Here is a 24,151-nt window from a genome sequence, read left to right as displayed (position 1 = left end):
TAAATGACTAATGACTATTTTCCAATACTTCTTCGCGTTCGTTTACAAATGGCAGAACCAATACTCCAATAAGGCCAAGCACGATCAGCATTACGGTTGAGGTGCCATGTGCAAGTAAAGCGAACACTTTCCCATCAACCCTGTCAACGCCATAAAGAGCAAGTCCCTCAATGACCATAAAGTGCCAGGCGCCAATACCACCCTGCACCGGAGCCACCATGCCAAAACTTCCCAAAACAAATACGGTTAATCCGGCCAATGGACCTAAATTCGAAGTAAATCCAAAGGAAAAGAATATCAGATACATCATCAGGTAATACAAAACCCAGATGAATACCGAGTGAAAAATAAATGAACCTTTCCTCTTCATTTTACCGATGCTGCGAAAACCTTCAACGAACTGGCCTACAAAACCCATCACCCTTTTCATTAATGAACTTTCGCGAATCTTGTGACGACTAAGCCATAAAACGGCAAAAAATAACAATAATCCACCAATCAGCACTGGCGAGTAAATTACTTTTTGCAGCTTTTCATTAACTTCAGGGTTATTGTTCAGAAATTCAAGCACCTGTCCAAATTGAGTCAGAACAACTATTACCAAAAGGATAAGCAACATCAAAACATCAATCAGACGCTCAGTAACCACTGTACCTACCAACTTGGTAAACGATATTTTTTCGTATCGTGCAATAACTCCACATCTCGATATTTCGCCCATCCGAGGTAAAGCCAAATTCATGAGATAACCAACCATTACCGCTAAAAATGTATTCATCAGCCGTGGTTTCCTTCCCAGTGGTTCAATCAGCAAATTCCAGCGTATCGTTCGGCTAACGTGGCTTAACAAGCCGAGCAAGAGCGAAACCACAATCCAGAAATAATTAACATCGTTGGTTAAAATGCTTTTTATACGATTAAAATCCTGATCTTTATAAACCATCCAGAATATGAATATCCCGAGCGCAAAGAAGGAGACAAATTTGAGGGTTTTAAGTATATTTTGTTTCAAGCTCTTTTATTTATTGAGATGAATGCGTTTGTAATAACATCCGAAATTAACGTACTTTTGTCGCGGCACAAAACCTGCCATCGTGGCAAAAATACAGATTTGTTTTAAATCGGGCAGTTTTTTATCAATAATTAAAAACGAGGTCAGGCAACACCTAAAGAATTATGGCAAACGTAAGGGCAAAAAAGAATTTGGGGCAGCATTTTTTAAACGATAAGAATATTGCGAAAGAAATCGTTGAGAGTCTTCGGGCAACCAATGTGAAAAAAGTATTGGAAATTGGACCTGGAATGGGAGTTCTGACTCAATTTCTGCTGGAAAACAAAGCGTATGAAACTTCGGTGGTTGAAATCGACCGCGAATCGGTTGATTACCTGAATTCGCATTTCACTGAAATCAAAGAACGAATTATTTCGGCAGACTTTCTGAGATTAAACCTGCACAACCATTTTGCTGAACCTTTTGCTATTATTGGTAATTTCCCGTACAACATCTCGTCACAGATATTCTTTAAGGTTCTCGAATACCACAACCAAATTCCTGAAGTTGTTGGAATGCTTCAGAAAGAGGTTGCCGAAAGGCTGGCTGCCGGTCCCGGATCGAAAACCTATGGAATACTGAGCGTATTTCTTCAAGCCTATTACGACATTGAATATTTGTTTACCGTACATGAAGATGTATTTACGCCGCCGCCAAAAGTAAAATCAGGAGTCATCCGCCTGACTCGGAATAAAACCGAAAAGCTGAATTGCGATGAAAAGCTTTTTAAAGGCATCGTAAAAATGGCGTTCAACCAGCGGCGAAAAACCATGCGCAATTCATTAAAAACGATGATTACAACTGACGAATTAAAGGCCAACCCGATATTCGACAAACGTCCGGAGCAATTGGGTGTGACTGAGTTTGAAAAGATCGTGAGGTTGATTGGGCAACAGTCAAAAAACAGTGATCAGTCGCAGTAAACAGCAAATAAACCACAAGACTAGAACTATGAATCTGAATTATTTAATCAAATCAACTATCGCATTTGTGCTACTGTTTAGTTTTAGTTCATTCACTCCTTCAAACGAAAAATGGGTCAACTTACTCGACAAAAATCTTTCTCAATGGGAAGTTTACCAGAGTTTCAGCTTCACAAACAGTTTTAAAGGTGAACAACCGAAAGATGAAAGTGGCAATTTGATTGAACCTGTTGGTTACAATAAAAACAAGAGTAACGTTTTTACGGTTGAAGAAGTAAATGGCGAACCGGTATTGCACATCACAGGTGAAATATACGGGTGTGTATTCACCAAACAGGAATTTGAGAATTACCATTTGACTTTGAAAGTAAAATGGGGCGATAAAAAATGGGAGCCTCGCATAGAGAAGTTGAAAGATTCAGGCTTATTGTATCATTCAATTGGCGAATGTGGCGTCGATTACTGGCGCTCCTGGATGCTTTCGCAGGAATTTCAGATTATGGAAGGACACATGGGCGATCATTGGGGAATTGCGAGTTCGGCTATCGATGTTCGGGCATTTATTCCGGAAGGCAACATGAACACCGTTGCGAGCCAAAAACAACCCTTCCTGCCAATTGGTCCGGGAACAGGGCTCGATGGCTTTTGTTTGCGCAGCGCGGATTACGAAAGTCCGGTTGGCGAATGGACAACCCTTGAATTGATTTGTTTTGGCGACAAAAGCGTTCGTATCGTGAACGGGCATGTCGTTATGGTTCTCCAAAACTCACGATACATGAAAGATGGAAAATCAATTCCATTGACCAAAGGTAAAATTCAACTTCAAAGCGAAGCCGCCGAAGTCTATTTCAAAGACATTCGAATCAAATCGATCAAAGAATTACCGGAAGAATATTCCAGGTATTTCAATTAATGAGTATTGCTAAAAGGGCAAAATCAACAGAGCTATTTGTAAATCGAAAATAGATATTCTTTCTCCACCATCTTAAGCTAAAAACCCGTAAACAATCGCAACTACAGCAAGTGTCAGACTAATAATTAAGTATGGCATCGACATTAGTAAAAATTTGGCGATTGTTTTGCCCCAGGGTTGCTTGTAATTGTACTTAAGCGACAAAACGAGATAAATCAAACAAATAAGAAATGTCCAACTCCATAACATATTGCCCAAACTATCACTAATGAAAATCTGAATACCAAGAACTAAACTCAGGATGAGAAAAAAGATGGTATGTATATGAATCGAAAATATTAAATGTTCATAATAGTATTTCTTCCGGTAAAATATGAGCAAAAGTAATAACGCTGTGACTGGCATCATTACAAACATGGTTAAAGAGATACTTTTCAAAACGGCATGAATAAGCACCTTCATATCATCTTTGTCTTTCCAGTCAAACTTTCGAAATTTCCTTAACAATTGCCGGTTGACCCAATTGGCATTTTCCCCCTTCGAGATCAATACCGAATCAATCTGCGCATCAGAATAATCACGAATTTTTTCTTTAAACTGATTATATTCTTCTGCTGTTTCGAATTCAAATTTGCCATCAACAAAATAGTTCTGTTTCATCGAATCCAAAGCTGAACTATGTTCTGGAATAAGCGCAAGCAAATTGCGAAAGTTCTTCCTTACATTGGCGGTTGTATCCATATCGTCCTCAACCAGCAGTTTGTTAATGACCGAGTCGGGAGCCGATTTGAGTTGTACCAAATACCTCTGAAGGCTATCCTTCGAGGTAAAGTCAAACTCAATCAGGCGCACATCGTTCGAATCTTTACTGTAATACAATTTCTTCTCTCCAAGCAACTCGTTGAGTGAAATACTCATGGATTTCGAAATGGTTAGATTCCAATCTTGTGGATTTTTGCGTTCATCAATGGCATGATCGCTAAGTTTGCCCAACAGTAAAAAGAAAATAAAACTAATGAAAATGTAAAATTTCACTGGTGGCACATAGCGTGCCCGCTTGCCCTCCAGGTAATCGCGTGTAATTTTCCCCGGATGGGCAAACGTAGTTTTAATCGTATTCCACAGCTTTGTGTCGAAATGGAAAAAGTCTTCAAAAGTTTCCAGTAAAATGTGTTTTAGTGGAATGATGTGCGTGGTGTTCTTTTGTCCACAATTCGGACAATAATTATCTTCAGGACGCAAATGCGTTTCACAATTCAGGCAGATTTCGGTTTTTATTTTATTTACTGACATAAACAAGATTCAGCGTCCGAAGGTTGTTCTTCGAACGCAGCACTAAAATACATAATGTACTTATTTTCCAAAGTGAAATAAGTGCCAACCTTCCTTTAAACGTGAATTTGTTAATATTGCGAACAAAGACAATCAGGGATTCACGATCCGAATTAGTTGTTATCCACTTTTTTCATAGCCCGTTTTAGCGAACTAATAGAGCCAAAACCTCCGATGTCGACTAATTCTTCTTTTGTTGTTTTCGGGTATTGTTTTAGATAATCTTCGATATAACGCACTCGAAACTGATTCACAAAAACATTGAAATTCACCCCAAAATTACTGTTAATAACCGCTGAAAGATAGGTTCTGTTTGTTCCAATGACCTTACTTACGGTCGTCAACGTAAGGTCGGGTTGTAAATAAGGCTTCTCCTTTTCGAAATAAGCCATCAGACTTTTAGCCAACTCTTCTTCCTTTATTTTCAGAGAATCGCTGTTCTCGGCAGAAAGCTCCTGAATTGAATCCAAAACAACTTCCGGTTTCTTTTGCTTGAACGACCAAATTCCAAGCACCCAAATAAAAGCTGAAATGGAAAACAGAAACAGAATCAGAAAAAAGTCATTTTTTTCGTGAAATGGATTAAACATATAAAAAGATACACATAATAGTCCAATGGAAACAAACGACACATTAAACCATTTTAGCCAGTTGATAGAGAAATTCTCGATATTGGAATATTCTTCATTTAATTCAAGCTGGTACTTATTCGGTATCTGGATAAATTTTACTGAATAATAAATGACTTGCCCAACAATTAGTAAAACGTCGGTGGAACGAAAAACAGAAACCATTTTGATGTTTTGACTCTCAAATTGAACTCCGCTCCTGTAATTCGACAAATAATAGATTTTTTCGTCGTGGCTCAATAGCAGCCCGAAAAGAATTGCTGAAGTAATTCCAAAAACAAACCCCGGGAGGAAATGCCAGAACTCTTTTTTCAACTGTTTTTCACTTTCAACAATCGATTTAATGTAAAGATATATCGAAGGGAAAATCCAAAGAACAGTGGCAATGTGCAAGCTGTGAACATAAGAATAGGTTTCGAATAACTTATAGAAATAAATATAATTGGCCAGAAATACAAAAAAGGCGTTTAACAACCCAAAACCCATAATCTTTTTCGACAAATTATTCTTCGAAGAAACGAACAACGTAATTGCCAGTATCAGAGGAATTATAAACGACGAAACTAATAAGGTTAGTTTTAAATGATCCATAAGTCAAAGTCAATACCAGTTAGTTGATTTTTACGATTTGAACCTCTCATTTTGTTCATTTGAACCACTCCTCATTCCAACTTCAACTAATTTTATCTCAAATGTAACCATACTATACAATACAAAAAAATCAACAACCAAAATTCAATTACTATGAAACCAAAAATTTTATCGCTAGTTATCGTGCTTAGCGTTATTGCAACGTTTACTTCCTGCCAAAAAGATGACGATGCAGGTTCGCTTGGCGGCACCCAATCAGCCATCGGAAGTGTGAACAACACATTTCAGTTATCTGGAATTCCATCTGGCATTTCCGGAGTTTCTGCCAAAGTAACAGATCTCTCCAATGGGATTTCAAAAGTAACATATACAGGAACTGTGACCAATCAGACTTATCTTAATCTACTTAAAACATCTAAAGATGTAACTGTTTCGGGCAATACAGTGTCCTGTAACTGTAATTGCAAAATCACATCAGAGGGTATGGAGACTGTATTTGATGAAGGTACATTAACGCTTGTAAAAAACGATGCAAAAGTTGGAGATACCTGGTCACTTAATCACGGAGGCAGCACGATTAAAAGAGAAGTCACAGAAGTATCAAACGAAGACACCTATTATTGGGGCGGAATGTACATCAAAACAATAAAAGTAAAAGAAACTGGGCGAAATGTTCCTGGATATGCAGGGACAGAGTTTATTTATAATCATAAATTTGGCATCGTTGGAGTAAAATTACTGTTTGAAGACGGCACTTCGAAAACAATTGGAGTTTCAAGCGCCAATCAAAACTGATAACAGGATCAATGGAACCCAAATTGCTTCTGTTTTCGCACCGCTCAAGATTTTACGGACTGATTTCAATTCTGGTCTCACTGGCTTGTGCCTGGTTGTATTTCCGAGGAGGGAAACCTGATCTCTTCAACATCAGAATCTTTGCAATGGTGAGTGCCTACATGGAAACAAGATACTTTGTTTGGGCGCAAACCAATATTCTGGACGAATTGTCAACTGTACTTTTAATTGCAGGAATAACTATCATTTCTTTTTCAAAAGAAATGAATGAATCAGAACTATTAAATTTGTTCAGGATAAAAGCATTGTATAATTCCTTATTTATTACCCTGTTATTGTGGATTTGCTGTATATTCCTGATTTATGGTCTGGCAATTTTCATTGTTTCGTCGGGAGTTATGATTTTTTATCTGATTATCTACAACATTCTATTCAGATATTACATGTATAACCATTCGCATTCGTCCAATTGAAATTTGCTTACCGCTAATCACTATCCTATACTAACTATCCCCTCAAAAAACAAGTCAGGGTTTCACTTCTGGAGTGAAACCCTGACTTGTTTTTTGAATATCTGGCTTCTGAACCCGCCAAAGGAGTCGAAGCATAATGGATAAGCTTAACGAACTATTAAATGCTGTTCATCGCCTCAACCGGATCGAGCCGCGAAGCCGAAAGGGCAGGAATGAACCCGGCCAGAATGCCAATGACACCCGAAATGGTTAAGCCCAAAATGATATTGGCCATGGACAAGGCAATCGTCATATCAGCAACATAGCTAAAGATGAGTGTGCCTATAAATATAAGGATAAGTCCAATAACACCTCCAACCAAAGAAAGCACCACTGCTTCAAAAATAAACTGAAGCAGAATGAAATATTTCTTGGCTCCAAGGGCCTTTTGAATTCCTATAATTTTTGTTCGTTCTTTAACTGATACAAACATGATATTGGCAATTCCGAAACCACCTACCAGAATACTGAAACCGCCAATGATCCATCCGGCAAAATTGAAGACCTTAAAAAATGCATCGAAACGGTTCGAAATCACACTCACTTCATTAATTGCAAAATCGTTTTCTTCCAAAGGTCGCAATCGCCGAAGCGAACGCATCGTTCCTTCAATTTCAGAAACAAATTCATCATGATCGGCGTCAGGCTTGGCCTTTATATTAATGGCCTGACCCTGGTCGCGATCGCGCACATCAACCATGCTCATGGCATAAACAACCGGAATGTGAACCCGCTTATCCATGCTGGTATTGAACATATCAGTCCCCTTCTTCAAATAAACACCAATAACCTGTAACCTGTGACCTTGAATTTTAATCATTTTACCGATGGGGTCCTCTTTGTCGAAAAGTTTAAGAGCAAGTTCGCTGCCCAAAATAGCCAGACTGGCTCCGGAGTTCGACTCTGACTCGGTAAAATATCGCCCTTTTTCAATGTCGAGACTCCATGTATTAATTAAGTCGTGAGTGGTTGCCAAAATCTCGGTATTTTCAGCCTTGCTGTTTTCGAACTGTACAGTACGGTTAAAACCAAAAAAATACACGGCATCCTCGATGTTCTTCGAACGACGAGCCAATTCGTCGGCTTCCTCCATGGTAGGCACGGGCCGGTTCATGTATTTCCACCAGGGATACTCCGATTCACCTTCAGGCGGAGCCCATGGCCATTTCTGAATGTAAACCATGTTGCTGCCCAACGAATTCAGGCTATTCCGAATGTATCCTTCCAATGAATCGATCACCGTAAAAACAGAAATAATGGCAAAAATTCCGATGGTAATTCCCAATAGCGAAAGAAATGTGCGTAACTTATTTCCTCTGAGCGATCCAAAGGCAAATGAAAAACTCTCTATTATTAATCTGGTTAAAAGCATATTTCCCCGAATTGAAAAGTAAATATAAAACAATCCTGAAACAGAAACAGCAATTGCTTTCTAAAAACCAAAAGTAAGTCAAAAACGAAACCGGAATTTCCGGAATCTGAAAAATTAGTTACTGATTTCTGAAATGATTACAGATAATTTGAAAAATTGCAGGAAATAAAATCGGATAATCTGCCAACCAACCTCAACCCACTCAAAATGAATACAAAAGAGAAATGTTCAGAATAAAACCAGACCATAAATATCTACAGTGCTGCAAACCCGTTATCTGAATAAATCTCACTGTCAGCTTTATATTTGTTTTTACTTTTCTATAACAAAGAAGCGATCCGTCCGTTAAGATATTTATACCCGTGCGTCAAAGATGCATCATCGAAATTAGAATCTAATTATAAATGTTAGATTAAGCTTAATTAGTAAGATAGGTAGAGGAAAAAATCAAGGTGTTTTATTATCTTTGAGCCCAAAATACAAAAGGATTATTGATGAAGGACTTAAAAACAATTAAATCGGCGTTAATTTCAGTATATCACAAAGATAAGTTAGATCAGATTGTTAAAAGACTTGACGAATCAGGCGTTACAATCTATTCAACTGGTGGAACACAATCGTTTATTGAAGAACTTGGAACTCCCGTTATTGCGGTAGAAGAACTTACAAGTTACCCTTCAATTCTGGGAGGACGTGTAAAAACCCTTCATCCAAAAGTATTTGGCGGAATTTTGAACCGCAGAGACAATACAGGGGACCAGCAACAAATTGCCAAATACGAAATTCCTGAAATCGATTTAGTTATTGTTGACCTTTATCCATTTGAAGAAACCGTTGCTTCAGGAGCATCAGACGAAGACATCATTGAAAAAATTGACATTGGCGGTATTTCGCTGATTCGCGCTGCTGCCAAAAACTTCAACGATGTGGTTATTGTATCATCTCGTAACCAATACCAGACACTACTCGATTTGCTCATCGAAAAAGAAGGAGCAACTTCACTTGCCGACCGTAAAGAATTTGCACGTTTAGCTTTTGCGACTTCATCGCATTACGATAGCGCCATCTTCAATTATTTTAACGGCGAAAAATCAGAAGAAGCCCGCATTAGTGTTAACGACGGACAGGTTTTACGCTATGGCGAAAACCCTCACCAGTCGGCTACTTTCTTCAAATTCAACAACACAAATTCAGACATTACACTCTCGAATGCAAAAGTATTGCAAGGGAAAGCCCTTTCGTACAACAACATGCTCGATGCCGATGCTGCATGGAAATCAGCGAGTGACGCCTTCCATTCAGTAACTCATTTAGCAAATAAAATTGCCGTTTCGGTAGTCAAACATTTAAATCCATGCGGACTTGCTGTTACTGATGATATTCTGAAATCGCTCGAACTGGCTTGGGCTGGCGATCCGGTTAGCGCCTACGGAGGTATCGTTTGTTTTACCGGAGAGATTGACCAAACAATAGCCGAATGGTTCAATAAACGATTTGTTGAAATAATTATTGCGACTGGCTACACTCCTGAAGCTCTGGAAGTGCTGGGCAAAAAGAAAAACCTTCGCGTTTTGGAAACCCCTGTAAAACCTGAAATTGCCGGAGAGAAACTCTACCGTTCGATCAGTGGAGGTTTACTCATTCAGGATGAAGACGAAGGTCTGGAAACTGAATTCAAAAATGTAACAAAAATACAATTTGACAATTCAAAAATGAATCTGTCGAAATTTGGCATTACCGCCTGCAAACATTTAAAAAGTAATGCGATTGCCCTGGTAACACAAAATCCAGACGGATCTTTCTGGCTCACCGGAGCTGGAATGGGACAACCCAACCGACTAGATAGTTTGCGCCAATTAACCATTCCGAGATTCAATCTAAAAGAAGGCATTCGTATTGAAGATTCAGTATTGATCTCAGATGCATTTTTCCCTTTCAGAGACAGCGTTGAAGCTGCCAACGAATTCGGGATAAAATACATTGTAGAACCTGGTGGCAGTATTCGCGACGAAGAAGTAATCGCGGCCTGTGACGAATTTGGCATTGCAATGGTATTCACAGGAGTGAGACATTTCAAACACTAAAATCAGAAATTAGCCATTGGTCAATAGTCATTAGGAAATATTTCCAGAGACTTCAACCATTGACATTTTACTAATGACTATTGACTGCTTTAACATGTCAAACGACTGTTAATTAAAATTTTAAACAAAGAAAAATAGACATACAAATGGGATTGTTTTCATTTTTAACGCAGGAAATTGCAATCGACCTTGGAACAGCCAACACCATTATTATCCACAACGATAAAATTGTTGTTGACGAGCCATCGATCGTTACCATTGACCTAAAAACTGAAAAGCTTGTTGCAATAGGTGAAAAAGCCCGGCAAATGCAGGGAAAAACGCATGCGAACCTGAAAACAATACGTCCGCTGCGTGACGGAGTAATTGCCGACTTTAACGCTGCAGAGCAAATGATCAGGGGAATGATCAAGATGATGAATCCGAAGTCACGCTTTTTTGCACCTTCGCTTCGGATGGTGGTTTGCATCCCTTCCGGATCAACCGAAGTTGAGATCCGTGCTGTTCGTGACTCTTCGGAACATGCCGGGGGACGCGATGTTTATATGATTTATGAACCAATGGCTGCCGCTATCGGTATCGGGCTAGATGTTGAAGCTCCTGAAGGAAACATGGTCGTTGACATCGGTGGTGGTACTACCGAAATTGCTGTAATTTCACTGGGTGGTTTGGTTACGAATAAATCAATCCGTATTGCTGGCGACGATTTGACTGCTGACATCATGGAATACATGCGTCATCAACACAACATCAAAATCGGTGAGCGCACTGCAGAAGAAATTAAGATCAATGTTGGATCGGCTTTGTCGCAACTCGACAATCCACCAGCTGACTATGTAATTCAAGGTCCAAACCAAATGACAGCCCTTCCAATTGAAGTGCCTGTTTCATACCAGGAAATTTCTCACTGTCTTGAAAAATCGATCAATAAAATTGAGACAGCCATTTTGAGCGCGCTCGAACAAACGCCTCCGGAACTTTATTCCGACATTGTTGCCCGTGGAATTTGGCTGGCAGGTGGTGGAGCTTTATTGCGTGGATTGGCCAAACGATTTACCGATAAAATCAACATCCAGTTTCATGTTGCCGAAGATCCGTTGCGTGCAGTTGCTCGTGGTACCGGTATCGCACTTAAGAATGTAAATAAATTCTCTTTCCTGATCAGATAAAACTGAAAAGGAAGGGGTAAACCTTCCAAATTAAAATGAGAAGTTTATTTCGTTTCTTACTACGAAATTATTTTGTAATGATGTTTCTGGTTCTTGAGGCAATTTCGTTTTCCTTAATAGTCAGTCTCAACAATTACCAACGGGTAGCATTTGTTAATTCCAGTAACGATATTGTTGGAACTCTTTATGAGCGGTTCAGTCATTTTGACGACTATTTCAGCCTGAGCCGGACCAATGCCCGATTGGCTGCAGAAAATGCCTCCTTGCACAAACAACTTGAGTTTAGGATCAGGAATCAGGAAAAATATCCGATTAACCGACCTGATACGGTGGATGCACCTGCCTACTATTTTACATCAGCAAAAGTAATAAGCAACTCGGTAAACAAGCAATTCAACTACATTTCTCTGAATAAAGGCTCAAGGCAAGGTATAAAGCCCGACATGGGAGTTATTAGCGCCGACGGCGTCGTTGGCGTAATTACAAATGTTTCGCCAAACTATTCAACCGGATTATCGTTGCTGAATAAGCGCTTGAGTATTCCGGCCAAAATCAACAAAAATAATTATTTCGGAGCCTTGGTATGGGATGGCGAACATGCGAATACGGCCGACCTGAAAGAAATTCCGTTTCATATCATTGTAAATGTTGGAGATACTGTGGTAACCAGTGGTTATTCAAGCATTTTTCCTGAAGGAATTATGATCGGAACCATTAAAAATTTCGATGTAGAAAGCGGAACGAATTTCTACAACATTAAAGTTGAACTTTCGACCAATTTCAGGACCCTGAAATATGTGGAAGTTGTTAAGAATACCAAGCAGGACGAATTGAAAAGACTTGAATCTAACAACGTAGGTGAATGATAAAAGATCTGGGGAAATACGTTATTATGTTTTTCGTACTTGTTCTGGTACAAGTGCTGATTTTGAACAACATCCAATTCAGCGGACTGGTTAATCCATATATATATATTCTGTTCATTCTGTTGCTACCATTTACTATTCCGGGGTATTTTCTGCTTGGAATTTCGTTTATCCTTGGCATTTCGATTGACATTTTCGGAAATACGCCGGGAATCCATGCCGGTGCAACTGTTTTATTAGGATTTTTGCGCCCTGGAATTGCTCAGTTAGTTTCATCGCGCGAACTCATCGAAAAAGGAACCATGCCCAGCATGGCCCAACTTGGGTTTGCCAGTTTTATTAAATACACCGTCATCTCCGTTTTAATCCACCACTTATTTCTCTTTTTTGCTGAGGCATTTTCGTTTAGCGACTTTTTCGAAACTTTACTTCGCTGGATTCTCAGCAGTATATTTTCGATCATCATTATATTAGGCAGTCAATTCATTGTCTTTAAAAACTAAATTGCGGTGGATACATTTTCTAAACGGAAGCTTATTGTTGCAGGTATCATGCTTGGGGTTGGTGTGATTTTCATTCTCAGACTATTCTCCATTCAAATTACCAACAAAACCTACAAGCAATTTGCAACCCGCAATGTACTTCGGTTTATAACAATCTACCCAGCACGAGGACTTATTTACGACCGTAAAGGCGAACTGATGGTCTACAATAAAGCTGCCTACGACCTGATGATGATTCCACGTGAAGTAAAGACTTTTGATACAACCGAATTGTGTAACATCGTTCAACTCGACCGGGTTGAATTAAGGGACGCGATCAAAAAGGCAAAACAATATTCACGCTATAAACCCTCAATTGTTGTTGGCCAGATTTCGCCTGATATTTATGCCCCACTTCAGGAAAAATTATACAAATACCCTGGCTTCTTTGTACAGTCGCGAACCTTACGTGAGTACCCAAGTAAAAGTGCGGCCCAGGTATTAGGTTATGTTGGCGAAGTCAACCAGAGAATCATCGATAATGATCCTTATTACTTATCGGGAGACTACGTTGGTGTAAGTGGTCTGGAAAAAGCCTATGAAAAAGAGCTGCGCGGGATTAAAGGAATAACCAAATCGATGGTTGACGTACACAACCGCGTTAAAGGGAAATACAACGACGGCAAGGAAGACTCCACTGCTATTCTGGGGCAGAACCTGATGACTGGAATGGATGCCAGCCTGCAGGCCTACGCTGAATTACTGATGACCAACAAGCGTGGAGCCATTGTTGCGATTGAACCATCAACCGGTGAAATAATACTCATGGCCAGTGCTCCTTCGTACGATCCCAATCTTTTGGTTGGCCGCCAGCGAAGTGCCAATTACAGTATTATGGATCGCGACTCAATCACTAAACCAATGTGGAACAGAGCCGTAAATGCACTTTACCCTCCCGGATCAACATTTAAACTTGCCAACGCGCTGATTGCTCTTGAGGAGCATGCCATTACGCCATTCGACCGGTTCTCATGTTCCGGCAAAGGATCGAAACCCATTTCATGCACACACAGCCACGTAAGTCCGTTAGCCATTCGTGAAGGTATTCGCGAATCATGTAATTCATTTTTCTGGAATGCCTTTAGGGAAATCATGAGCCACAAATCGAATTCAGCAGAAAGTTACCAGGTATGGCGCGACTACATAACCAGCTTTGGCTTTGGCACGAAGCTCAATCCTGAATTGTCTTCCGAAAACAGAGGAAGTATACCTGAAGTGAGCCTATACGACAAATGGTACACTCCGGGACACTGGAATGCAATGACCATCAGATCGCTGGCTATTGGACAGGGCGAAATAGAAGCGACACCGCTGCAAATGGTCAACTTGTGTGCAATGATCGCCAACCGGGGGTATTACATTGCTCCACACGTGGTAAGAGCTGTTCAGGATGCCAATAGAGAAGTTCACAAACTCGAATACGAAAAAAAAGTGGTTAATATCAGTCCTGAACATTTCAATACTGTAATTGAAGGGATGCAGGCTGTAATCGCAGAAACCAAATTGCAATACACCGTAAAGCAGGATAATTTCATCGTTTGCGGAAAAACAGGTACCGTACAAAACCCGCATGGAGCGGACCATTCGGCCTTTGTCGGATTTGCACCTAAGGATAATCCCAAGATAGCCATAGTCGTTTTCATTGAAAATGCAGGTTTTGGGGCAACTTATGCTGCTCCTATCGCCGGGTTACTTATGGAAAAATACCTGAATGACTCAATAGCCCCAAAACATAAAGAATTGGAGCAAAAACTGATTGAAACCGACTTGTTAAATGTTGTTGAAGTAAAAAAGAAACTTTAAGGTGGAAAAGAAAAACAACGTTTGGGAAAATGTCGACTGGATAACCATAGGCATATATCTGGCCATGATGCTTATTGGCTGGATAAATATTTATGCCGCTGTTTATAATGAAGAGCACAAAAGCATTTTCGATTCGACCCAGCAATATGGCAAACAGTTGATGTGGATTGGTGCTGCGATTTTCATTGCGGTACTGATGATTAACACTGACTCGAAGTTCTTTGTAGCTTTTGCCTTCCCAATTTATATCGCCATCATTTTTTTATTGATATTGGTACCATTTATTGGCACGACCATAAATGGTGCGAAATCGTGGATACAGATTGGAGGATTTTTACTCCAGCCATCCGAATTTATGAAAATGGCAACATCGCTTGCCCTTGCCCGATATATCAGTTCGTACAACTTCAAAATGCACAGTTGGAAATCTTTACTGACAATGGCGGGTATTCTTTTCGTACCTGTTGGCCTCATATTTTTGCAGAACGACACCGGTTCTGCAATCGTGTTTGGAGTATTTCTTTTGGTACTTTACCGTGAAGGTCTTAACGGAATCGTTTTGTTTTTTACCTTCCTGATTGCCCTGGTCTTCATTTTAACCATGGTGTTAGATCCACTTCCTACGATCATCATTTTAACCGTTGCAGCTTTCTTAATTAATTATTTGCTGAAAAAGAAATTGCAGCGCACCTTGATTGGGATTGCAGTATTTACAGGCATTTTCGGTTCTCTGTGGCTTCTCAATTCAATTTTAGGCGGTTCTGTCAGTTCTGTCTTTTTCATCCTGGTAGCAGCCATAATTACTTCCGGGTTATTTTTCACCTGGGCTATTCTTTTGCACAAGCGTAGCTTGGCTATTCTAATTGGCATCTACCTTGGGAGTGTTCTCTTCTCGGTATCGGTCGACTATGTATTCCACAACATCATGGAAGAACACCAACGAAACAGGATTAACGAATTACTGGGAATTCAGACCGACATTCATGGTACAGGATACCATGTAAACCAATCAAAAATTGCGATCGGCTCGGGTGGATTTTTTGGGAAAGGTTTTCTTCAGGGAACTCAAACCAAATTCGATTTTGTGCCTGAACAAAGTACCGATTTTATCTTTTGTACCGTTGGCGAAGAATGGGGATTTTTAGGTTCAGTAACTGTTATTGGACTATTTCTTGGTTTACTGATGAGGCTCATTTATCTTGCCGAACGTAACCGTTCCAAATTCAGCCGGGTTTATGGATATTGTGTGGCCTCAATTCTTTTCTTTCACTTTGCAATAAACATCGGGATGACCATTGGCCTCGCCCCGGTTGTTGGGATACCTCTCCCCTTTTTTAGTTACGGAGGTTCTTCTCTTTGGTCGTTCACCTTACTTTTATTTGTATTCATCAGACTCGATGCCAGCAGATTTGAGCAATTGAGTTTCTAGAGGAACTGAATTATTGAGCGACTGATTCACCGAATAATCTGAATTTTAGGTTCTCCGAAGTTCTATTATTGGTCTTTTGATTTCGGGTCGCAAAATAATGATTCCAAAATCAGTCTCGACATAGTCAATCATTTCAGCAAAGAAACTGCGGAATAAAGCATCAAACTGATCATATTCCTGATGTAAAACCTGCATCGCCCATTCGCTGTTAGCCGGCAAAGAAGTCCGACGCGACATGATTTCCAGAACCTGAAACATCGAATCCCGATGAGCATACGATTCGAGCCGTTTGTGCTGAATCAGGAAAGGCAGAAACTGCTTGACCCGAAATGGAAGAAGTAAAAAATTGGATAAAAAAACGGCATGCGCATGTTTCGAAAATTGCCGTAAAGTACATTCTGAATACTGATTCCAGTTAGCAGCCAAAAAATGATCAAAAAAAACATCTGTCACAATTCCGGCATAGCGACCATAACCAGGCTTCAGCATATTCATACATTCTTTTACAAGCGGATGTTGGTCGGTAAACAAGTCGATGCTCCGATGAAGACGAATTCCATACGACACCTGTTCCGGATACTCAAGATATTTATTCCCTTTCACATAATCAGCTATAAAATTCCCAAGCAAAATCTCGTCGGAATCTCCTGATAAATAAATATGAGCCAAATAATTCATAGTTTTCCCGAAGTATTCATAAAGACTTTAACCTACCTACATCAATCACAATCAAAACTTCAGCAAATAACAAACAAAATATAAAACTTTGAGTATGACGTAAAGGTCATTTGTCAGATAAAAATGTTCAATTTAAAATTTCTGAATGCTCCATTCTTTTTCGCTTTGTCAAGAATAACAACAGACAAAGATGTAAATTGTTAGTTTAAAAGTAAACTGATTAAGTCTACTTCGTTTTTTGATTTTTTTTTAACTTGCCGGCGTTTTAAAAATGAAAATATGCCGAAGAAAATTGCAGCATTTGGTGAGTTACTTTGGGACCTTCTTCCTAACAGAAAGGTCTTGGGTGGAGCGCCTGCTAACTTTATTTACCGGATTAATTCTTTCGGCGACAATGGCACTTTGCTCAGCAAAGTAGGAAACGATAAAGCCGGAAGAGAAGCCCGTGAAGCACTCAAAAGACTAGGGGTCTCAGATGAAAACATACAAACTGATTACGAATTTCCAACTGGCTCAGTAAAAGTGAAGATCGACAACTTTGGAAATGCCGACTACAACATTATTACTGATGTAGCATACGACCATATTGAGATTAATGCTGAAATGATAGATGCCTTTAGCCAAGCCTCCTGCGTTTGTTTTGGCACTTTGGTTCAACGTTATGGAATTTCAAAAAACACCTTGCGCGAATTGATACACGAGTCTCCGGATGTAGTCAAATTCCTGGATATAAACCTGCGAAATAACTGTTACACAGCGGCCAGCATCGAAGAAAGCCTGAAAATGGCAAACATTCTGAAAACGAATGACGAAGAACTACTGATCACTAAGAATTTGTTGAATTTAAAGCATGAAAATCTGAAAGAACTGGCGCAGGAAACCATTGAAAAATACAACCTTGAGATTATTCTATGCACACTTGGATCGAATGGTGCATTCTGCCTGACCAATGATGACGTATTCTATTACGATTCAGGATACCAAATTAGTTTGGGTGACACTGTTGGATCAGGTGATGCTTTCTCTGCCGGATTTGTTCATTATTACATGAATGACCGTCCTATAGAAGAAGCCCTAAGTTTTGGAAATGCTGCTGGTGCAATGGTAGCCACAACAACCGGAGCAACTTCGCCTATTAGTAAAGAAGAAATTCTCGACTTTATGGTAATTCCCCACAACAGGAATTCAGTAAGGTTTCATCAGTAAATACTTAATGGTTAAATTGTTCAATGGTCTAAAATCATAATGAGTATCCGACATCATGACTAAATTCAAAATGGCATCATTAAATGGTTCATTAGTAGCCATTAATTGTCGCTCAAATGACGACCAATAAATGACAATTGAATGACGGTATTTCCCAGAGCAAAAATCTGATTAGGTAAGGATAAGGACATTCATTAAAATCATTTAACCAATTCCTATTTTCTCTTCTTTCCCACATTGATAAACCCAGCCTGAGCCATAGTCATAACCAATACTCCGGCAATTGTAATTCCCCCGCCCCACAGCTGAACGGCCAACGGAAATTTATCTAAATAGAAATACGCAATAGCCAGCACAAAAATCCCTTTTAAACTTTGGATAATGGAAGATCGGGACGCAGTGATATACCTGTAAGAATAGAAAAACGACAGCAATGCAACAAACGAACCGAAGAAAGCCCCGAGTGCAATGTTTTGAAAGGCTTTAGCCGGAATAACAACAGATTGACCGCTCCAAATAAAATAGCCCAAAAAGAAGAGAAAAATCCAGCCATTCGAGTTCAGGTTAAAAACTTCAGGACTTGCTTTTTGAACGTTCTTTTTCACAATGATCGAAACTAGAGCAGCAAGAAAAGTATTCATCACCACAAAACCAGTCCCCGGGATAAAGAATTTCCGCCAGTCAAGTTCCCCTGAATAACTAATAATAAAAGCTCCGCCAATAGCCATGAGCGCACCAACGGCTTCAATCATTGAGAAGCGTTCCTTTAGAAACGAAATCGCTAAAAGTGTCATGAAAACCGGAAATAAATTCCCAAGAAATGAGGTGATTGATGGATCAGGAATGGCACGAATGGCCATGAAAAAGGTAATGTTTGAGAGAATATCAATTACACCTAAAACCACCAGCAACCCGATTACATTCTTTGAAATTCCGGGAAACTGCCTGAATTTTCCTGAAGCCAGAACAAAGATCAGGTTCAGGAGAAAACCCAAACCAAAATAGTAGAACCCGAATTGAGCCAGTTCAACCTGATTTAACCCAGCCTTACTAAATACATACAGGCTCGAAAAGGCAATGGTACCAGCCAATGCAAATACATACCCTTTCCATTCTTCCGTCTTAAATACTGCCATTTTGAAAATAAAAAAAAGAGAAACCTCATCGTGGAGATTTCTCTTTCGAAAGTTATCGTATTTTTTGTATTACAGGCGCTTTTTGATCGCTTTTATTGCTTCTTCTTAACCTGGTTTTTCGAGCAAAGCAAACATATTCTTTTTATACGCTTCAACTCCGGGTTGATCGAATGGAATAGTATACCGAATCCGTCAATATTGCACGGACTGAAATTCTACCTTGTACTACTTATTACTTTCTAATTTTTTATATTTGTAGAAAGCTTTAATACAAAACACAATGAATTCTACATCAATAAAAAAACAATTTGACGGGTATTTGCCATTATTAACTACCAAACAACAGACCTTAGTTTTAGAGATGGTAAAAGGTTTTTTAAATATTGACACTGACGTTAAACATATTACCCGTAAACAATATAATCAGGAAATAGATGAAGCTGTTAACCGAGTTGAAGACGGAAACTTTGTCACACATGAAGATGCAATGAAGGAATTGTCTAAATGATCAAGCAAGAATTATACACGATTATTTGGGATAGAAATGCACTTGATGATTTCAAAGGTATTCTGAACTATTTATCAAAACAAAGCTCTCAGGCGTCCCAGATAGTGAGGAAAGGTGTAATCTCTCGATTAGGTGATATCGAAAAGAATCCACTTATTTTTGAGATTGATAAACTAAAAGAATATCCAAATGAAGAATTTCGGGCATTCGTTATTTATAACCTCCGAATAACTTATCAGGTAAAAGCAGCAACAAAATCAATTCGAATTTTGAGAATCCGACATACAAGCAGAGAACCACTTGGTTATTGATTTTTAGACATCAATTAGATTAAAATGTATAAAAAAAGCGAAACCTCTTTTCCGAGATTTCGCTTTTTGCATTTTTATATTTTCTGAATTACAATCGCTTTTTGATCGCTTTTGTTGCTTCTTCGTAACCTGGTTTTTCGAGTAGGGCGAACATGTTCTTTTTGTAAGCTTCAACTCCTGGTTGATCGAATGGATTAACACCCAAAGTATATCCGCTCAAGCCACAAGCCACTTCAAAGAACTGAATCAACTGACCAAGGAAATATTCGTTCAGCTTAGGAAGAACAATCTGGATGTTTGGAACTCCACCGTCGACATGAGCCAACATGGTTCCCAATTCAGCCATTTTATTCACTTCGTCAACACGTTTACCGGCAAGGAAATTCAAACCATCCAAATCGGCAGTGTCTGTCGGAATACGAACTTCGCGATCGGGGCTTGCAACTGAAAGTACAGTTTCAAACAAGGTGCGTTCACCTTCCTGAATATACTGACCCATTGAATGCAAATCAGATGAAAAGTCAACCGCAGCAGGGAAAATACCTTTGCTTTCTTTTCCTTCACTTTCACCGTAAAGCTGTTTCCACCATTCAGCAAAAAAATGAAGTTTCGGATTGTAATTCACCAGAATCTCAACCTTTTTCCCGCTTTTGTAGAGTTCGTTACGAACAGCAGCATATTGAGCTGAAAGGTTTTCTTCGAAAGGAACATCAACTCCGGTTGCCTTTTCCATATCAACAGCGCCCTGAACCAATGCACGAATATCAAATCCGGCAACAGCTATAGCAAGCAAACCAACTGGAGTCAGCACTGAATAACGGCCGCCAACATCATCAGGAATAACAAATGTCTTGTATCCTTCGATGGTAGCTAATGAGCGTAAGGCGCCTTTACTGGCATCAGTAATAGCCACAATACGTTCGTTGGCTTCAGCCTTGCCGTATTTATCTTCAATATCCTGTTTCAACAGACGGAAAGCCAATGCAGGCTCAGTAGTTGTTCCTGATTTGGAAATCACAGCCATCGCATATTCTTTCGTTTTCAGCAACTCGCGAAGTTCGAACAGGTAATCTTCGCTGATATTTTGTCCGGCGAATAAAATGAACGGGTTTTTACGGGTTTTCAGGTGAGCAAAACTATCAGAAAGTGCATCGACCACAGCTTTTGATCCGAGGTACGAACCTCCGATACCGATAACTACAAAAATATCAATATCTTTCGACACCAATTTTGCAGCGGTAGCTTCGTAGTCAGCCAATTCAGCTTCAGAAATTGATGTTGGCAAGTTGGTCCAACCTAAAAAATCGTTGCCTTTTCCGGTTTTATTGAAAAGTGCGCGGTTGTGATTCTCAATAGCTTCTTTGTATGAGAAAATCGAGTCTTTTGAAATAAAATCAAAAGTCTTATCAAAATTTAAAGAAATTCTTTCCATTTTACTTTTATCTAAGGTGTTCGGTTAACAATCGGATTTCGATAGCCGGGGAGATGTTTTCGTACAAAATATTATAAACAGCCTCAGCAATTGGCATGTTCACCCGGAATTCTTCGTTGATTTCCTTGATGGATTTGGCAGCGTAATAACCTTCAGCAACCATATGCATTTCGAGCTGAGCAGAGCGCACGGAATAACCTTTCCCGATCATGGTTCCAAAGGTACGATTTCGGGAAAATTGAGAATAGGCAGTAACCAGTAAATCGCCTAAATATGCAGAACTCTTAATATCGCGGGTAATCGGGTGAACTTTATCGACAAATCGTTTAATTTCCTGAATGGCATTCGAAATCAGAACGGCCTGAAAATTATCACCATAGCGCAATCCATGAACAATTCCGGAGGCAATAGCTACAACATTCTTCAAAACAGAAGCATATTCAGTTCCGTAAATATCGTCGGAAACATGAGTCCGGATATACGGACATTCGAGTCGGAAAGCAAATGCCCGGGCCTTTTTCACATCAGGACAAGCAATGGTGAGGTACGACAAACGCTCCAGCGCCACTTCTTCGGCATGACACGGACCTGCAATAACCCCAATCCGTTCGTATGGAATGTTAAAATACTGGTGAAGATATTGCCCTACAATCAGGTTATCGCCGGGGACAATACCTTTGATAGCCGAAACCACAAATTTTTTGGATAAGTCAACGGGAACATCCGCCATCGACTCTTTCAGGAAGGCTGACGGAATTGCCAATACAACAATATCAACATCTTCAATCGCAGCACTTATATCAGTATAAAAGTTAATTCGGTTCACATCAAACTCAACCCCTCTCAAATAGCTTGGATTGTGCTTAAACCTTTTGAATTGCTCAATATTATCAGAATTTCGGAAATACCAATTGATGCTTTCGACATTGTGCAATAGAATTTTAGCCAATGCAGTCGCCCAACTTCCACTTCCGATTATTGCTATTTTTGAGTTTGAAAACATTTTATAGTTTACAGAGTTATGACAACCATTTGGTTACTTCTTCCAATGACGGGTTGTCCAGGCCCAGTTTGTTTTTTTTGTTGTAGCCACAAATGTCGTTAAAAAACTTTCCCGTTTTGATTTCTTTCAAATCTTTAACTTTTTTTAACCCTATTTGCCTGATCACCGGAATCCATTCAGCGGGAATACCCATTTCAAGAAACTTTTCATCCGGATCGTTGGTTTCAGCAGCTTTCTCTGGCTTCATTTGCGGGAAGAAAAGAACATCCTGAATCGACAGGTTATTGGTCATAAACATGGTCAAACGATCGATACCAATCCCCATCCCTGAAGTTGGCGGCATTCCATATTCCAAGGCGCGTAAGAAATCCTGATCAATAAACATGGCTTCATCATCGCCTTTTTCCGATAATTTCATTTGATCTTCAAACCGATCACGCTGATCAATCGGGTCATTCAATTCTGAATAAGCATTGGCTAATTCTTTTCCGTTTACCATCAGTTCAAAACGTTCGGTCAAACCTTCAACTGAACGGTGTTTTTTGGTAAGCGGCGACATTTCAACCGGATAATCAATAATGAAAGTTGGCTGAATGTAGTGGTGCTCGCATTTTTCACCAAAGATTTCATCGATCATTTTGCCCTTGCCCATGGTTTTGTCAGTCTCGATACCCAACTGCTTACAAATATCACGAAGCTCATCTTCCGATTTACCAGCAATTTCGAAACCAGTATATTCTTTAATGGCATCGTACATGGTTACGCGCTTAAACGGACGTTTGAAATCAATTTCGTTTTCGCCCAGTTGAACTTTGGTAGTTCCGTGCAAAGCCAAGGCAACACGCTCAATCATTTCTTCTGTAAAATTCATCATCCAGATGTAGTCTTTATAGGCCACATAAATTTCCATTACGGTAAATTCAGGATTATGCGTGCGATCCATTCCTTCGTTACGGAAGTCTTTGGCGAACTCGTAAACTCCATCAAAACCGCCAACAATGAGGCGTTTCAGGTAAAGTTCGTTGGCAATTCGCAAATAAAGAGGAATATTTAAGGCATTGTGGTGCGTAATAAATGGCCGTGCAGTTGCCCCACCAGGTATTGATTGTAAAATCGGTGTTTCAACTTCCAGATAACCCTGTTCGTTGAAAAACTGGCGCATGGTATTGATGATTTTCGACCGTTTGATGAAAGTATCTTTCACCTGAGGATTTACAATCAGGTCGACATAACGCTGACGATAGCGCATTTCAGGATCGGTTACCGCATCAAACAATTGACCGTCCTTTTCTTTCACGATGGGCAATGGCCTGAGCGATTTACTCAGCACAACAAATTCTTTAACATGAACAGAAAGTTCGCCAACCTGAGTGATAAATGCAAAACCTTTTACACCAACAACGTCGCCAATATCTAGTAGTTTTTTAAAAACATCGTTATACAGGCTCTTATCTTCGTCAGGGCATATTTCATCGCGGTTAATATACAGTTGCAATCTTCCGGTTGAATCCTGCAATTCGGCAAATGAGGCTTTTCCCATGATGCGGCGGCTCATAATACGACCAGCCAGGACCACTTCCAGATAATTACCCTTTTCTGCATTATAGTTTTCTTTTATTTCGGCGGTGGTTACATTTACCGGGAATTCAGCAGCGGGATAAGGATCAATTCCCATATCCTTCATTTTTTGCGTGGAGTTTCTCCTCACAATTTCCTGTTCGCTTAATTCAGATATGCTCATTGTTGGGACTATTTGAAATTTAGAAAAAAATTTCCGCAAAGATAACAAACTATTGCATACAAGAAGTGACCGCCAAATTTGAGTTCAGTTTTTATAAAAAAGCAGTTTTTACAAAAAAAAGAGCC

Annotated in this window: 22 protein-coding genes; 13 read left to right on the top strand and 9 right to left on the bottom strand. The window is 39.7% G+C overall.

Going from position 1 to position 24,151, the window contains the following annotated elements:
- Window positions 1–7: 7 nt before the first annotated feature.
- Entirely contained in the window at window positions 8–1,012 is a 1,005-nt protein-coding gene (locus AQPE_RS16505) for a lysylphosphatidylglycerol synthase transmembrane domain-containing protein (RefSeq protein ID WP_318347597.1), read from the bottom strand.
- Between the two features lie 164 nt (window positions 1,013–1,176).
- On the opposite strand from AQPE_RS16505, the gene rsmA reads away from it, so the two are divergent.
- Both rsmA and AQPE_RS16495 read left to right on the top strand, forming a co-directional pair.
- Window positions 1,177–1,974 (top strand): 16S rRNA (adenine(1518)-N(6)/adenine(1519)-N(6))-dimethyltransferase RsmA, encoded by a 798-nt coding sequence (rsmA, locus tag AQPE_RS16500; protein WP_318347596.1) that lies wholly within the window; start codon window positions 1,177–1,179, stop codon window positions 1,972–1,974.
- A 28-nt stretch (window positions 1,975–2,002) separates the two neighbouring features.
- Window positions 2,003–2,887: a 3-keto-disaccharide hydrolase gene (locus AQPE_RS16495; RefSeq protein WP_318347595.1), complete on the top strand. Its 885-nt coding sequence runs from the start codon at window positions 2,003–2,005 to the stop codon at window positions 2,885–2,887.
- A gap of 72 nt (window positions 2,888–2,959) precedes the next feature.
- Here the strand turns inward: AQPE_RS16495 and AQPE_RS16490 are convergent, their stop codons facing one another.
- Window positions 2,960–4,180 carry a DUF3667 domain-containing protein gene (locus tag AQPE_RS16490; RefSeq protein WP_318347594.1) on the bottom strand — a complete coding sequence of 407 codons (1,221 nt, stop codon included), beginning with the start codon at window positions 4,178–4,180 and terminating at the stop codon, window positions 2,960–2,962.
- Between the two features lie 152 nt (window positions 4,181–4,332).
- A complete protein-coding gene (locus tag AQPE_RS16485) occupies window positions 4,333–5,439 on the bottom strand; it encodes a helix-turn-helix domain-containing protein (RefSeq protein WP_318347593.1) in 1,107 nt (368 codons plus the stop codon).
- Window positions 5,440–5,592: 153 nt separating this feature from the next.
- On the opposite strand from AQPE_RS16485, the gene AQPE_RS16480 reads away from it, so the two are divergent.
- Together AQPE_RS16480 and AQPE_RS16475 are read left to right on the top strand one after the other, a co-directional pair.
- Window positions 5,593–6,234, top strand: a complete 642-nt coding sequence (locus AQPE_RS16480) for a hypothetical protein (protein WP_318347592.1) — start codon at window positions 5,593–5,595, stop codon at window positions 6,232–6,234.
- Window positions 6,235–6,245: 11 nt separating this feature from the next.
- Complete coding sequence (locus AQPE_RS16475) at window positions 6,246–6,707, top strand: hypothetical protein (RefSeq protein WP_318347591.1); 462 nt, start codon at window positions 6,246–6,248, stop codon at window positions 6,705–6,707.
- Window positions 6,708–6,864: 157 nt separating this feature from the next.
- On the opposite strand, the gene AQPE_RS16470 is transcribed toward AQPE_RS16475, so the two are convergent.
- Window positions 6,865–8,118, bottom strand: coding sequence for an ABC transporter permease (locus tag AQPE_RS16470; protein ID WP_318347590.1), 1,254 nt, complete (start codon window positions 8,116–8,118; stop codon window positions 6,865–6,867).
- Window positions 8,119–8,612: 494 nt separating this feature from the next.
- Between AQPE_RS16470 and purH the strand changes: the two genes are divergently transcribed.
- The 6 genes from purH to rodA all read left to right on the top strand — a co-directional run bounded on the left by purH (window position 8,613) and on the right by rodA (window position 16,011).
- Window positions 8,613–10,202: a bifunctional phosphoribosylaminoimidazolecarboxamide formyltransferase/IMP cyclohydrolase gene (gene purH / locus AQPE_RS16465; protein WP_318347589.1), complete on the top strand. Its 1,590-nt coding sequence runs from the start codon at window positions 8,613–8,615 to the stop codon at window positions 10,200–10,202.
- Between the two features lie 146 nt (window positions 10,203–10,348).
- Entirely contained in the window at window positions 10,349–11,371 is a 1,023-nt protein-coding gene (locus tag AQPE_RS16460; protein WP_318347588.1) for a rod shape-determining protein, read from the top strand.
- Window positions 11,372–11,406: 35 nt separating this feature from the next.
- On the top strand, window positions 11,407–12,237 hold the full coding sequence (mreC, locus tag AQPE_RS16455; RefSeq protein WP_318347587.1) for a rod shape-determining protein MreC: 831 nt from the start codon (window positions 11,407–11,409) through the stop codon (window positions 12,235–12,237).
- Window positions 12,234–12,740, top strand: a complete 507-nt coding sequence (gene mreD, locus AQPE_RS16450) for a rod shape-determining protein MreD (protein WP_318347586.1) — start codon at window positions 12,234–12,236, stop codon at window positions 12,738–12,740. Before mreC ends, mreD begins: the two co-directional genes overlap by 4 nt.
- A gap of 6 nt (window positions 12,741–12,746) precedes the next feature.
- Entirely contained in the window at window positions 12,747–14,582 is a 1,836-nt protein-coding gene (gene mrdA, locus AQPE_RS16445) for a penicillin-binding protein 2 (protein WP_318347585.1), read from the top strand.
- Window position 14,583: 1 nt separating this feature from the next.
- Complete coding sequence (rodA, locus tag AQPE_RS16440; protein ID WP_318347584.1) at window positions 14,584–16,011, top strand: rod shape-determining protein RodA; 1,428 nt, start codon at window positions 14,584–14,586, stop codon at window positions 16,009–16,011.
- Window positions 16,012–16,056: 45 nt separating this feature from the next.
- Here rodA and AQPE_RS16435 read toward each other — a convergent pair whose 3' ends face one another.
- Window positions 16,057–16,689, bottom strand: coding sequence for an acyl carrier protein phosphodiesterase (locus AQPE_RS16435; RefSeq protein WP_318347583.1), 633 nt, complete (start codon window positions 16,687–16,689; stop codon window positions 16,057–16,059).
- 279 nt (window positions 16,690–16,968) lie between these two features.
- Here AQPE_RS16435 and AQPE_RS16430 point away from each other — a divergent pair, with 279 nt between their 5' ends.
- Window positions 16,969–17,895, top strand: coding sequence for a carbohydrate kinase family protein (locus tag AQPE_RS16430; protein WP_318347582.1), 927 nt, complete (start codon window positions 16,969–16,971; stop codon window positions 17,893–17,895).
- Between the two features lie 215 nt (window positions 17,896–18,110).
- On the opposite strand, the gene AQPE_RS16425 is transcribed toward AQPE_RS16430, so the two are convergent.
- Window positions 18,111–19,031, bottom strand: a complete 921-nt coding sequence (locus AQPE_RS16425) for a DMT family transporter (RefSeq protein WP_318347581.1) — start codon at window positions 19,029–19,031, stop codon at window positions 18,111–18,113.
- Between the two features lie 280 nt (window positions 19,032–19,311).
- Here AQPE_RS16425 and AQPE_RS16420 point away from each other — a divergent pair, with 280 nt between their 5' ends.
- Window positions 19,312–19,539 (top strand): hypothetical protein, encoded by a 228-nt coding sequence (locus tag AQPE_RS16420; protein WP_318347580.1) that lies wholly within the window; start codon window positions 19,312–19,314, stop codon window positions 19,537–19,539.
- Window positions 19,536–19,850 carry a type II toxin-antitoxin system RelE/ParE family toxin gene (locus AQPE_RS16415; protein WP_318347579.1) on the top strand — a complete coding sequence of 105 codons (315 nt, stop codon included), beginning with the start codon at window positions 19,536–19,538 and terminating at the stop codon, window positions 19,848–19,850. The genes AQPE_RS16420 and AQPE_RS16415 overlap by 4 nt, the downstream gene beginning before the upstream one ends.
- Window positions 19,851–19,938: 88 nt before the next feature.
- On the opposite strand, the gene AQPE_RS16410 is transcribed toward AQPE_RS16415, so the two are convergent.
- From AQPE_RS16410 to lysS, 3 genes are read right to left on the bottom strand one after another with little or no spacing between them, the layout of a single operon-like run.
- Window positions 19,939–21,282: a glucose-6-phosphate isomerase gene (locus AQPE_RS16410; protein WP_318347578.1), complete on the bottom strand. Its 1,344-nt coding sequence runs from the start codon at window positions 21,280–21,282 to the stop codon at window positions 19,939–19,941.
- Window positions 21,283–21,289: 7 nt separating this feature from the next.
- Window positions 21,290–22,285 carry an NAD(P)H-dependent glycerol-3-phosphate dehydrogenase gene (locus AQPE_RS16405; RefSeq protein WP_318347577.1) on the bottom strand — a complete coding sequence of 332 codons (996 nt, stop codon included), beginning with the start codon at window positions 22,283–22,285 and terminating at the stop codon, window positions 21,290–21,292.
- Between the two features lie 16 nt (window positions 22,286–22,301).
- Window positions 22,302–24,026: a lysine--tRNA ligase gene (gene lysS / locus AQPE_RS16400; RefSeq protein WP_318347576.1), complete on the bottom strand. Its 1,725-nt coding sequence runs from the start codon at window positions 24,024–24,026 to the stop codon at window positions 22,302–22,304.
- Between the last annotated feature and the right edge of the window lie 125 nt (window positions 24,027–24,151).

This window comes from Aquipluma nitroreducens (assembly GCF_009689585.1).
GTDB lineage: Bacteria > Bacteroidota > Bacteroidia > Bacteroidales > Prolixibacteraceae > Aquipluma > Aquipluma nitroreducens.
This window is presented reverse-complemented; position numbering and strand designations above follow the sequence as displayed.

Bases quoted from the DNA above. Each gene is read 5' to 3' on its own strand.
- rsmA (WP_318347596.1), top strand. From the start codon at position 1,177: ATGGCAAACGTAAGGGCAAAAAAGAATTTGGGGCAGCATTTTTTAAAC.
- AQPE_RS16495 (WP_318347595.1), top strand. From the start codon at position 2,003: ATGAATCTGAATTATTTAATCAAATCAACTATCGCATTTGTGCTACTG.
- AQPE_RS16490 (WP_318347594.1), bottom strand. From the start codon at position 4,180: ATGTCAGTAAATAAAATAAAAACCGAAATCTGCCTGAATTGTGAAACG.
- AQPE_RS16485 (WP_318347593.1), bottom strand. From the start codon at position 5,439: ATGGATCATTTAAAACTAACCTTATTAGTTTCGTCGTTTATAATTCCT.
- AQPE_RS16480 (WP_318347592.1), top strand. From the start codon at position 5,593: ATGAAACCAAAAATTTTATCGCTAGTTATCGTGCTTAGCGTTATTGCA.
- AQPE_RS16475 (WP_318347591.1), top strand. From the start codon at position 6,246: ATGGAACCCAAATTGCTTCTGTTTTCGCACCGCTCAAGATTTTACGGA.
- AQPE_RS16470 (WP_318347590.1), bottom strand. From the start codon at position 8,118: ATGCTTTTAACCAGATTAATAATAGAGAGTTTTTCATTTGCCTTTGGA.
- purH (WP_318347589.1), top strand. From the start codon at position 8,613: ATGAAGGACTTAAAAACAATTAAATCGGCGTTAATTTCAGTATATCAC.
- AQPE_RS16460 (WP_318347588.1), top strand. From the start codon at position 10,349: ATGGGATTGTTTTCATTTTTAACGCAGGAAATTGCAATCGACCTTGGA.
- mreC (WP_318347587.1), top strand. From the start codon at position 11,407: ATGAGAAGTTTATTTCGTTTCTTACTACGAAATTATTTTGTAATGATG.
- mreD (WP_318347586.1), top strand. From the start codon at position 12,234: ATGATAAAAGATCTGGGGAAATACGTTATTATGTTTTTCGTACTTGTT.
- AQPE_RS16435 (WP_318347583.1), bottom strand. From the start codon at position 16,689: ATGAATTATTTGGCTCATATTTATTTATCAGGAGATTCCGACGAGATT.
- AQPE_RS16430 (WP_318347582.1), top strand. From the start codon at position 16,969: ATGCCGAAGAAAATTGCAGCATTTGGTGAGTTACTTTGGGACCTTCTT.
- AQPE_RS16425 (WP_318347581.1), bottom strand. From the start codon at position 19,031: ATGGCAGTATTTAAGACGGAAGAATGGAAAGGGTATGTATTTGCATTG.
- AQPE_RS16420 (WP_318347580.1), top strand. From the start codon at position 19,312: ATGAATTCTACATCAATAAAAAAACAATTTGACGGGTATTTGCCATTA.
- AQPE_RS16415 (WP_318347579.1), top strand. From the start codon at position 19,536: ATGATCAAGCAAGAATTATACACGATTATTTGGGATAGAAATGCACTT.
- AQPE_RS16410 (WP_318347578.1), bottom strand. From the start codon at position 21,282: ATGGAAAGAATTTCTTTAAATTTTGATAAGACTTTTGATTTTATTTCA.
- AQPE_RS16405 (WP_318347577.1), bottom strand. From the start codon at position 22,285: ATGTTTTCAAACTCAAAAATAGCAATAATCGGAAGTGGAAGTTGGGCG.
- lysS (WP_318347576.1), bottom strand. From the start codon at position 24,026: ATGAGCATATCTGAATTAAGCGAACAGGAAATTGTGAGGAGAAACTCC.